We start from the raw sequence: 12446 nt of genomic DNA, 5'->3' as shown, positions 1-12446 counted from the left end.
GAGCAGGCGGCCATGGCGGTGAACTGCGTGCGTACCAACGGGGCGAGCTGCGACCGGATGAGCGATCCGTCCAGGCGGTCTTTTGTCACTGAGCACGGCAAGGAGATGAATCTCTATCCCCAGGAGATGTCCCTGCTGGGCGGGGCCAACGGCAGTATCCGGCTGGCCGATGAAGAGGGTGTCTTTGTTAAGACGGACAAAAAAATCACTGTGGCGGCCCAGAAAGTCGTTTATCTGAAAGCGAAGACTACGGGATTTTCTGCTCCTATGGGTGAGTTTGCGATGGCAAAGGGAAGCATTGTAGATGGAACAGTTGAAACTTCCATAGTCCAATCCGGTCAATATGATTTCCTTTCTATAAGCGATACTCATATGGAAGGAAGAGAGTTCCAAGATAATGGTCCCGTTGAAGGTGAGCTGCAAGCAGGCGAAACAAGCGACAACCTGGCTGTTCAGCTTTTCGGAAATGCCGTTATTGGGCTGGCTGTAGTGGGTTGCTTGGCGATTGTCGGGGTCGTCGCAGCAGCAATCGCAGGTGTCGCTCTGGCGACAATAGGAGTTGCGGCTGCTTGCGTGATGGGTGCGGCGGCAGTTGGGACTGCAATAGGCACAGCCCATGATGCGATGAGAGGAGAAGCGCGCTCTACTGGAGAAGCGGTATTGGATACGATTGGCTGGGGACTCAATGGATTGTTGCTGTTTACTGGCGGTGCAGCACTTTTTGGGCTTCGTAGTATTGTTGCTGCAGCTCCATATGTAGGCCAACTCACTGTGAAACAAATTGTTGCGACTATGATAGGAAACGGAATAGTGGGGGGACTTGCTGGTGGTGGGGGCAACCTCACATTTCAGCTCATTCGTTCTTTTATTGAAAAACCGGGGTATGCTGATATTGACATCAATTGGAATGATGTCAATTCTGCAACCTGTTCTGGTGTAATCCCAGGGGTGATGGCGGGAACTGGATTAAATGCAGCGTGGCAAATATTGTTTAATGCAACACTTGGTGCACAGTCTGAATGGGTAGATGGAGATGGTTTAGATGATATGATTTTTGCAGCTATAACAGGTGGCATAATAAATCGGTATGCTGGAGATGGAATGCTAGCTGATCGGAAAACATTTAGTCAAATATTAGAGGCAATAAAAGCGAGTATTGATGAATCGTGGGGAGCATCTGTTATAGAAGAACTGCTCGATGAATTATACAAAAAAGCAGATGGAACTATGACCGCTAATTGAACTCTCAATTTACTGTGTTAAATGGTGGGTGAAACAGAAGCGATGGCTGAATCAATTATCGAATCCGGTTTGTTATGGCTATTCCTTGTAGCCATATCAGTTCTTACAGGGAGAGCGTGTTCTGCTTACTTTCCCTTCTTGGTTACATCCAAGTTTTACTATGAAATAAAAAGCCCCAAACTAAAAGGGATTTTGATAAGTCCACACATTGACCGCACACTGACTATAGCTGCAGATTATAAGGATCGCAACAAGCTCCCACTAATCGGATGTATATGGTATATCATGGCATTTCCAATGATAACAGTTGGGTATTTTTTTCTAACTGGTTATAGGCTGGGAGCCATTACACAAGACGCACCTTTAATGTTTTTTTTAGGAAAACTCTTTACGACCATCTTTCCTGCATATCTTTACTTTATGCCTATCGCAATAATTCTTTATAGGGTTGATTATTATCTTGGAAAGCGGATAAATCCTGACACTTAAATTATGGCTTGTCTGTGCAGAACGAGAGGAAAATTTTATGTGGGTACAAAAAATTCCAGAATTTCATAGCGGGCACATCTTAAAGCAGGAGATGATGGTGGAGCTCTCCTCCTATCTCTACCACCTGGGGCCCCTTCTATATCAGAATTGCACGGATGGAATCGTGAGCGGCTGTGCGCTGACAACAACAGAGGACAGCATCGTGGTCAACCCGGGAGTGATCCGCTACGAGGGTGAGCTTTATCTGATCCGGGAGCCGCAGCTGATTCATTACACTCCAACTAATACCACCCGGGTCCTCAACATCGTATTTCACGATCAGGTGCAAACGGACGCTTTCGTGACCCGCGAGATGGAACTTACTTTTACAGAAAGAGTCTCCTCCGAAATGCGCTATCTGGAGCTGTGCCGCTTCAAGCTCCAACCTGGCGCAGGTCTGAGATACACTTATACCAGCTTTGCAGATCGGGAGACGGAGTACGATACCCTGAACACCATCCATGCTCCGTTCTGCGGCTTGGGAAGGCCCACCCTCTCACCGGAAATCACCGCCCACTTTGCGCGAGAGGCTTTGGCGGCGGGGGCGGACGGCTCTGACGCGGTCTTCTGCATGATGCTGCTCTCAGCCAGAGAGCCAGTCCAGGCTGAGGCCCTGGAGGCGTACATTCATTTTAAGCTGGGGAAGGACTATTCCTGCCAGTCTAACCTCGGGCTGTACCAGGGGCTGAGCGATTGCCTGAAACAATTTACTGGCAAGCAGCACACAGTAGCTTCCAGGCGTAACCCGTGGAGCATTATGATGGACTAAGCGGAGGTGCGGTATGTCATACCAGGACGAAGAATTGCTGCGGCTGCGGCAGAAGGCGGAAGAGTTTAATAAACAACGGGTTTCTGAGGACACACTTGCGGAGGAATTGAAAGAGTCTATCCATGATCCGGTGACCCACATTACCAAAATCCCTGTTGTATTTGAGGAGAGGGATTTACTGGACGGCCGGATCGTGATGCGGGTGCCGAGAGATCTTGGGCAGCTAACGGATGACGCTGTGAGGCAACAGTTTCTCATAGAGAGTAAACCTCAATTTGTCTATGAACTTCCCTACCTTCCCTTTGGACTCACCTTTATGCTGACGGAAATTCAAGGTGATGAAACTCGGATCGAGCAGATGTTTCCCTATATGGTAAATACGGTAAAGACCGTGGGCCCGAATATCCGTATCCTTTCTACAGGGAAAAAAGTAATTCACGGCATCTATGTGCGTTGGTTTGATGCTATTGCGCAAGCGATTACAGAGCCGAGCTATCGAAAAGTGTTTGTTTTCGCGTTGGATGGCAAGACAACGATTGGATGTATTACTTGCCCTTCCAGATTGAAAAAGCGGTACCAGCCAATCATGGAAGAAATGATGGAAACACTGAAGATTCCAAAGAAAGCTGCGGAGGAGGGGATCGACGATGAATGAGATGGAGGTCATTTCTCATCTGAACATATCGGTTGGTCTATTCCCGTTCACTAAAATTTTGAACGTGCAGATTGAAGATGGCCCTAACGTATTTGGTAAGTGCACCATCGTTGGGGAGATGGATCACGAAAGAGCAGACGAGATTGCCCAAAGGACGGACGAATCCAGTGAGACAGAGGTTGTCACTACTGCGTCTGGGCAGCCGGCCAGACTGTTTTGCGGTGTGGTCAAGAATGTTTCGGTAAATCACCAGAACGAGTATGCCAAAGTTACTGTGGTGCTGGAAGGGACCTGCAAAAAGTTGGATATTCAAACACACCAGCGTTCATATCAGGACACTACGGCGACCTATGGGGATTTGATTCGGAAAAGTATTTCCGGAGAAGGAACAGCGGAAATCACCGTTACAGATAAGCAGACCGGGAAACTCATTGTTCAGTACGATGAGACAAATTGGGATTTCTGCATTCGCATGGCTTCCCAGCTGGGGGCACCTGTCTTTTCTGATGTGCAGGCCGATGAACCTCACCTCTACGTAGGACTTCCTCCCTCTGATCAGATCAAGGATTTGAGCACCGCGGTATTTCAAATGGCAAAGAGCACTCTTAACAACAGTACTCCGCCGGAAAAAATTGTGGTAAGCGAGGATACCTCTGACGCTGGGCTGAGATCATACTGCTATACATTTGTCGGAAATTTTGTGAAAGTAGATACCAGGTTTTATGCGGTCAAAAGCGTATCTGCTGAGATGCGGGACGGCATTTTGGAAATGAATTATGGCCTGCTTCCAATGGGGAATGAGGCCCCGGCCGCCGGGAGTACAACAGATGTGAGGGGGCTTGCCGTTTCTGCTGGAACAAACCAGAACTGCAGTGGGAAAATGTTTACTGGTAAGGTCAAGAACGTATCTGGAAGCAAGGTTCAGGTGCAGTTTTCTTTTGATTCGAAATTTAGCGGCAACCACTGGTTTGAGTATTCCACTGCGTATTCTTCATCAGACCAGAGCGGATGGTACTGTATGCCGGAGGTTGGCGATACCGTTCGGGTATTCTTCCCTTCCGGGGATGAAGGCCAGGCGTTTGCAGCTAGTTCCGCTCCGCGCTTTATGGGGCAGAGCCCTAAAGATAAGGTCTGGATGGCCCATGGGAAGTGTGTCCAGCTGACCGAGAAAGGAATTAAGATTTCGTGTGATGGTGAGGAAGCTTTTATCGATCTTACACCAGATGAAGGGATTACGATTTCCTGCAAGAAAGATCTCAACATCAATGCGGAGGGCGAGGTAAAAGTTCAAGCAGAAACAATTAAATTGATCGCAGATGAAAAAATATCCCTGGGGACGGATCGGGCATTTATCGACATTACAGATGAGACTATTACCCTTTTGGGAAAAGAAGTCATTGTGGAATAAATAGAGGGATGTGCATGGACAATACAGTATTGAAACAGCAGGATTTTGCGGATGCGGCTGGGACAGCCGTAACCATGCTAGCGGAACGTCTATCTGTCCATGCGGAGGAATGGTTTGTTTCACCACTCTCCGGATTTCTTAAAGAACTGTGTCAGAAGCAGCGCCAAGGTGATATAGAGCCAGTGTTTTGTGTTTCTATCTCTGTGCTCCGCACCGCATTGCTGTGTGGAAAGCCGGGATACCGCTTGGATGCATATGGACAAGATTGGTTCCTATATGACCGGCCGCTTACTACCCAGTTTGTGGAATCCCCCTGGCTTACACCGTTGTGGTCAGAGATCAATGCCCATTTTCAGACAGTACTAGACCGGCAGGAGGTCAAAAAATTCTGCTATCCGCTCTTGGCCGAACAAGCTGCGTGGAAGTGTACTGGCCCGCTGTTTAGCATGATGGGATCTCTCCTTAAATATCATATGGCCTCCATAAAGGATGACCAAGCTTTTAGGGCCTTGGTCAAAGGAGATGAGTTTAGGATTGAGTTTGGCGAATTTCTGGACTGGAAGATTGTTTTAGCTGCGGAATACCCGGAGGTTGACCTTTTTAACAGCCGTGGACGCCAGTTCTCACACCATCAGTTTCAAAACAAGATTTTTCGACACAAGAAGTTCTATAAATTCAATCTAAAAGGTTCTGTTTTTCGGAATTGTGAATTTTCGGACAGCACGATTGAAGAAGTATCTTTGGGTGACTGCTTGTTTGAGCAGTGCCGCTTCAAAAATGTTATATTCGCAGATGTACTTCTCGCTGGGGCACAGTTTCGGGAGTGTACCCTGGAAAATGTGGTGTTTGAGCGCGTAATTGCCTCTATAGCAGGTATAGCGTCAGAAAAAATGGACGATTGGTACCGCGCCTTGTCCATGCTGCTCACATCCATGGAACATGTCCGCTTTTCTGATTGCGATCTCAGGGGCGGACAAATGGAGCAATGCACGACTACCTATACTGTGATGGAGAATACCCTGGCGGAGGCATCTGATTTCGCCATCCTTTTGCCAAATATCTAGGGGTGAATAAATTATGCAGTCCTACTTCAGATTAAGCACCAGCAGCAGACTTAGACGTCCGCTTTCTATCTTTGGGCTTCCAGAGCAGTATCAAAAAGCAGCAGAAAAGGATGTATTTGACCATCTGGATCAGGCGATTGTTGCGTATTTCCGTGCAGAAGCACACGAGGAACTTCCGGCTGTTCTGAGCGATCCCTCTTTTTTGGTCAGCGATGAGCTAAAAAAGCTCTTTACACTCTATATCCCTGGTTTGCAGGCAAAAATGATTCAGCTATTCGCAGGAGAGCTTGACAGCCGGGAGAGCTATCGATATTGGTTGCCTTACTTCCCTCCGGCTTTCTGTCTCCATGAAAATGTGGAACGGTATCCGGATGGCTCAGTGAAACAGATTGTGCTGAACCAAATGTGTCTTCCCCCTGAGCCTATCTTCCGTGTCGGCGGAATGCTTGAGTACCGGGTTGTGGTAGAACTCTCCGTCGCAGAAAGTATTCTGCGACGTTCCCCCTATGGGGTCGATTTAACACCTGTGGAGGTGAGGTAACGATGTCAGGGTCCAATCATATTCAGCCTGACAATCAATTTGCCTACCGCTTAATATCTGCCAAATGCAGCTATGGCTCTATGAGTCACCCGCTTAATGTGGCGGAGGCCGGGGGCGGTCATGGGGTACTCTTTGGTCCAGAGGCACAGCCAGTTCTAAATGCAAATGATTGGCGGCCTGATGTGAATGTGATTCATTTTGGAGACTGCACTCCTCGGGAACAGAACATCGAAACTGGTGAAGCAGTTGAAAAAAGGGGTTTTGAGAAGTTCTGGAATGGTGTGGTTGAGTTTTTTACAACCCAGAAGTGTTCCCCTATCATTGACCAAGTATGGTATGAAACGGATGATCGATACCTCATCGATGGTGCTCCAGTCCTTCTGATGAAGGGAAAGCTTTTTTGCAAACGCGGCGGAATTATAACCATTGAAGTCACTGAGCCTGAAAATAACAGTGGAGAGGGCGCTGAGAAGACTCAGGAGCAAGTGCAGGCGGACATGAAGCAGGCAAACGCAGAAGTGGAAGCATCTGTGGATCAGGCGTTGGCTGAGGGAAGAATCGATGCAGAAACGGCCCAATTTATGAAAGATGGTTACAGAGAGGCGCTTCAGTTCGCCAATGGTGACGTTGATATGGCAAATCAGCTCTTTGCTGACCTGACTACTGGCGGCAGGGATACATACAAGAGCTCAGAGGTGCAGTTTGACAAATTTAAGCTATACCTACAGCATAACGATTCTCCCCTCGCCGAGGCAGGTTGTGGATCTATGAAACTGAGTGATAGTTCCAGTGGCAGTGTTGCCCTTGGCGATGCGGTAGCTTCTACCCTGGCGCAAAGTCAGAAATCTGCCCAGGAGAGCAGAGGAACAGATAAGCAGGCTGTTCCCATTATTACCGATATGCTGGATCATTTGACCTGAACGGGGTGAAATCAAGATGAAGGAATTCAGCGCGTTAGGAAATCTAAAATTTATATTTGGCATTCCCTGTGTCAAGCTTCTTTTTCTTGACGTGGCTGGAATGACGAATGCTCACGGCCTGTTGACGCTGAGAGCTATCATCCCTGCAGAGGTGACCCAGGAGGATGTGCTTCGGTGTGAAAACACACCGATCACGGTCAGTACGCAGGATGGCGGCACGGTGTTCAGTGGCATGGCAGTCGGTTTGAAGCTGGAGCATGCCACCCAGTATCAGGAGCTTTTGATTACGGCGCGTACATATTCCTGCCTTGCGGATCAGGAGCGCAGAAGTGAGACATTCCAAAATACCGGGAAAACCTTGGGACAGGTGATCCGTTCTGTGATGGAGCCCTGTGGAGTTCGTGTGTCTATCCCAAAGGACATAGCGATTACCCAGATGCTCTCTCGGAACAATGAAACGGCTTGGGAGTTTACAGTACGGATCGCCAATGAGCATGGTTTGTATGTGTACCCGGACAGCAAGGCGCTGGAGCCACATATCAGCATAGGACTGGAGCCCTTCTCCATTTTTTCCTATGATAGCTTTACATTGGAGAGTGAAGAGAAGGATCTGGTGGACTTCATGACCATGCGGGCACGTATGGGCGGTGAAGCGTTGTCTTATCAAATGGCAAAGCAGCAGGGCCTTTCTCCGGATTTGGAGATTGGTGTCGGCTGTGAATTACAGGGTGAGTTGAGGACCTATGCGGTTATTGGGAGTCGAATCACCTGTGATGGCGACTTGCTGGAAAACCATTTGACGCTGACTGATCCTGTTGGTGCGGTGCCTGTAAATGGGAAAAAGACCACCCTGTTGAGCACTGTGCTGACAGGCCAAGTGCTGGAAGTTCAGGGTGTGGAGGTGCTGGTGAGGTTCAACAACGATGGGCCCGCCGCAGGAACACGCTGGATTCCCTATGAGAGTTCCATTGGAAACTACTTCTACTGTATGCCCCAAAAGGGCGATCAGGTTTTTGCCTATTATCAGAACGATGGCACCATTGTCTGTCTGGGCAGCAAGTGGAGTGGCGAAATGCCGGATTTTTCTAAACCGGCGGATCGTACCCTGGTGGCACAGGGGCACATGATAAAAGCAGCTTCGAATCAGTTGGAATTTGTGATTAGACGTGACTATGCTGACCAGGAAAACGAGGAAAAAACACATATCACCTTCAAAAGTAAAGAAGGAATCACGATCCAGAGTAAAGGAGACATTCTCTTTGATACACTGGAAAATTTCAATTTGGTCAGCCGACCTCAAACGCTGGAAAGCTTTGTGCTAAATCATGAGAGCAAGAGTGCTGAAATGCAGGCCGCATTTGAGTCTGGCTACAGTGACTATGTGGGCCATGGCGGGGGCAGTGCAGAACACCCAACCTATACAAAAGAGGACCACAGAGCCGCGAGCCAGGCACAGTACATGGCGATGGTTCAGCAGCAGACACAGGGCAACATTTTTGTTCAGGCGATCAGTGGTGTAGCAGGCTTATTTACGGGGAATGGCGCTGAGGAGAGCGTTCCTACAAAGGAACCGGAAGATGAGCCGCCAGCCACGACTGGTATCATCAATCTTCGTGCCTCTGACAGCTTCCAGTTGTCTGTTCCGCAAGAGGGTGGGAGCTGGATCAAGATGGATGCCGATGGCATCATGGCGCTCTCCTCCAAGCAGTATGAGATGTATGGCTCACATCGGGGAAATTTTGAGCGTGTGGAGCTTTCAAATCAAACGACGCGGGACTCCATTCTGGATGGCATTCAGATTGGCTTGGGAATTATCAGCGCAATTGGAACGTGCATTCCTGGCATCGGATGGGGAGTTGCCGTTGTCGCCAATGTATTGGACGCCTCGATTTCAGTAGGTCGCGGTGATACGATTGGCGCCGGCATGGCCATGTTTGGTGTGTTTGGCGATATGTTTGGCTGGTTAGCGGATGCAGGGAAAGCCGTAAATGCACTAAGCGATACAGCACAAAATGCCCAGCGTATCTCAGATGCGGTAAAAAGCACAGAGGCACTGTTTGGACTGGCCTCAATTGGAGCGATGGGTGTTGTTACCGCTACATCAGGTGTAGAGCTCCTTTCAAAAATTGAGCAGGAAGGATGGACGGAAGAAAACGCCGCTTTAGTAGGGCAATGGGTTCTCACAAATGTGCGCTCCGCTGTAACAATGGGGCTCATTTCTGGCGTATCAAGTGTTGGAGGTAGATTTGCTAAGGCAGCAAGTGAGACAGTCGGAAGTATTGGTACTAAGGTGTCAACTGCGGCCAGAGATCTTGCAAAAACTGGAACGAATGCCATGCGTGATGTTTTGAATAAGATTCGTAAGCTTTTAGCAGATCCTGTCGATCCAGTTACCGGAAGTTTTATTGCGGAGCAAACCGACTTTATACTACCTGATATTGCAGGTGATTTCCGACTGATGCGCAGGCACCAGTCGGTGAGCAGCTATGAAAAGCAGCTTCTTGGCACCCGCTGGGTGAGCAGTCTTGGGATGCGGCTGATTGTGGAAGCGGATGAGGCCGCCATGCTCAAGGATGATTTGAGTGTGGAGCATTTCCTGCGGACAGAGCAGGGCTGGGTGAATGCGAAGAGTGAGAGCTTGGCCTATATCATGGTAGAGAGCCAGGCGGGCTACTCCATCCAGGAAAGTACAACTGGTAAGACCTATCGCTACGATCTAAACGGCCGTCTTACCGCCATTGTGGATTCACATGGGAACCGGACGGAGATCAGCTATTGCGGTACTACCATCCAGCGCCTGACCCTCGCCAGCGGCCAGTATCTGGACTTTTCCTATGAGGCGGGCAAGGTTTCCAAAATCACAGACTGTGCGGGGCGTTCTGTCCAGTATGAGTACGACGACGACTACCTGATTGCGGTAACCTACCCCAATGGCGGTACCATGCGCTACCAGTACGATACCAGGGGCCTGATTACTGCCGTCACGGATCAGAACGGTGTTAACTATCTTGTCAACTGCTATGACGAAAAGGGACGTGTGATCCGGCAGGATCTGGCAAATGGTGAGGAGCATGTATTCCTGTACAACGATTCCAGACGCCAGACAACCTATCACAATCTGCAGAGCGGCCGCAGCACAGTTTACCATTACAACGACCAGAAGCAGGCGATAAAAACAGAGTACGATGACGGTACTACCAGGGAATTTGAGTATGACCAGTGGGGCAACCGCATCCTGGAGAAGAACCGCAACGGCGAGATTACCCACTGGACCTACCGGCAGGACGGGAAGCTGGTGCGCCAGGAGCTGCCCAGCGGCCTGATTTGGGAGTTCGAGTACGATGACCGGGGCAACCAGGTCCACTGGTGGAACAACGATGGCGAGGAGTTTTTCGCCCAGTTCGATGAGCGCAACAACTGTGTCCGCGAGGAGCAGGTGATCGACGCCATGCGCCGCAGGGTGCAGACCTACCAGTATGACCGATTGGGCCGCATGATTTCCATGACGGACGGAAACGGCAATGTGACCCAGTATGAATACTGGGAGCGCAGCAGCCGGGTGTCCCGGCTTATCACGCCGGAGGGAGCGGTGTTCCAGTACCGCTATAACCAGGTTGAGCAGTGTATGGCTATCCAGAGCGACGCCGGCGAGGTACAGTTCGGCTATACCAAGCTGGGGGCCAGGGCGCTGGAGATCGATCCCCTGGGCAACACCACCCGTTACCGCTATGACCTCCTGAGCAATCTGATCGCCAAGGTACTACCCAACCAGTACGATGAAAAGACGGGGGATGGGTCCTGCTACCGCTATGAGTATGACGCCATGGATCACCGTGTCAGCTCCACCGACCCGCTGGGGAACGTGTTTGCCACGCCCCACGACACGGCGGGGCGCCTGGCTATGGAGGTCAACCCAAACACCTATGATCCGGCCACCAGGAGCGGTCAGGGCATCCGGTATGAGTACGACACCGACGATCGGCGGATCAAGGTCATCTACCCGGACGGCGGCATCCGGCGGCTGAAATATGAGGCTATGGGCAATCTGGTGAAGGTCATCGAGCCAGAACAGTATGACGCTGAAGCGGATGACGGCCCGGGCTATGTCTACCACTACGACGCGGCGGGCCGCCTGAAGGAAGTCGTCAGCCCGGACGGGGTCGTGGAGAAACGGTATGTCTACGACCTGCGGGGCCTGGTGGTCAAAGAGATCTCCGCAGAGGGCTATTTGGCCGGAGAAACCGACGAGACCCGGATCGGGACATTGTACGCCTACAACCGGGCGGGATGGCTTCTGGAGAAGCGGGAACCGGTGTCCAGGGGGGAGGATGGGTCTGTCCAGTACCGGCTGACCCAGTATGTCTACGATACCAACGGCAACCGGACGGAGGAGAAACGCTTCCTGTCCTTCCAGGACGGGGAGAGTGCCAGGGGCAGCATCCACACGTTGACCTTTGGGTATGACAAGCAAAACCGGCTGGTGCGGGTGAGCGACGGTCTGGGCGCTGTGGTGCGCTATGAGTATGACGGCCTGAACCGGCGCATCCGGGAGACTCGGCTGCTCAGTGAGGGACTGACACAGCGGGTAGACTACCACTATGACCCGGCGGGACGGCTGATCGAGGTGGAGCAGAGCGCGGACCAGGAGGGGTGCGGGAGCCAGTTTGCCAGCACTCGGTATGAATACGACCGGAATGGAAACATCACCCGTATCCAACTCCCCGCCGGGGGCGAGATCCTGCGGGAGTACGACGCGGCCAACCGCCTGATTGCGGAGACACACCGGGAGGAGCGCAGCGGGATCAACAACCGGACGCAGTTCGGCTATGATGCGGCAGGCAATCTGGTGGAAATTACGGACAATCAGGGCCGCAAGACCCGCATTGCCTACGACCTGCTCAACCGGGAGATCCGGCGCATCGAGCGGGACGGCGGTGTGCAGCGCACGATTTATGACCGCAACGGCCAGGTGGTGCGGCTGATCCGCCCCAATGAGTATGATGCTCAGACGGACAGTGGCGACGGCTTCCAGTTCACCTATGACGCCCAGGGCCGGGTGCTCACGGTGCTCAGCCCGGACGGCCACGTGCTACAGAGCAATACCTACGATGCAGATGGCAGGCTGCTCCAGCGGCTGGACGGCGTGGGCAGCGGTGTGAAGTACGAATACGACCTGGCCGGGGCCCAGCGGCGGATCGTGAGCATGGGCGGGGCCAGCCAGGAGTTGGAGTACGACGCCCGGGGCCGCATCACCGGCATCGTGGACGGGAACGGCAGCGAGACAAAGTACCTGCTGGACGAGTGGGGCCGCATCACCGG

The 12446-nt window shown here is 51.2% G+C and carries 7 protein-coding genes and 1 pseudogene; all 8 read left to right on the top strand.

Annotated elements, in window-relative coordinates; all coding sequences use genetic code 11:
- A pseudogene (locus Q0Y09_RS11490) lies at positions 1–1242 on the top strand (hypothetical protein); the annotation flags it as partial.
- A gap of 526 nt (positions 1243–1768) precedes the next feature.
- The gene (locus tag Q0Y09_RS11485; protein WP_178711968.1) at positions 1769–2539 is read left to right on the top strand and encodes a hypothetical protein; all 771 of its coding nucleotides are present in this window, start codon (positions 1769–1771) and stop codon (positions 2537–2539) included.
- Positions 2540–2552: 13 nt separating this feature from the next.
- Positions 2553–3194: a hypothetical protein gene (locus Q0Y09_RS11480; protein ID WP_297721725.1), complete on the top strand. Its 642-nt coding sequence runs from the start codon at positions 2553–2555 to the stop codon at positions 3192–3194.
- Entirely contained in the window at positions 3187–4602 is a 1416-nt protein-coding gene (locus Q0Y09_RS11475; protein WP_297721722.1) for a contractile injection system protein, VgrG/Pvc8 family, read from the top strand. Before Q0Y09_RS11480 ends, Q0Y09_RS11475 begins: the two co-directional genes overlap by 8 nt.
- A gap of 14 nt (positions 4603–4616) precedes the next feature.
- A complete protein-coding gene (locus Q0Y09_RS11470; protein ID WP_297721719.1) occupies positions 4617–5666 on the top strand; it encodes a pentapeptide repeat-containing protein in 1050 nt (349 codons plus the stop codon).
- Between the two features lie 13 nt (positions 5667–5679).
- Positions 5680–6207 carry a hypothetical protein gene (locus Q0Y09_RS11465; protein ID WP_297721716.1) on the top strand — a complete coding sequence of 176 codons (528 nt, stop codon included), beginning with the start codon at positions 5680–5682 and terminating at the stop codon, positions 6205–6207.
- A 2-nt stretch (positions 6208–6209) separates the two neighbouring features.
- Positions 6210–7127, top strand: a complete 918-nt coding sequence (locus Q0Y09_RS11460; RefSeq protein WP_297721714.1) for a PAAR-like protein — start codon at positions 6210–6212, stop codon at positions 7125–7127.
- Positions 7128–7143: 16 nt separating this feature from the next.
- Positions 7144–12446 (top strand): DUF6531 domain-containing protein (locus tag Q0Y09_RS13290; RefSeq protein ID WP_367184385.1); only part of this gene is annotated, 5303 nt, incomplete at its 3' end.

This window comes from Intestinimonas sp. (assembly GCF_026169115.1).
GTDB lineage: Bacteria > Bacillota > Clostridia > Oscillospirales > Oscillospiraceae > Intestinimonas.
Note: the sequence above shows the minus strand (reverse complement) of the source record. Positions and strands in the feature narration are given on the sequence as shown.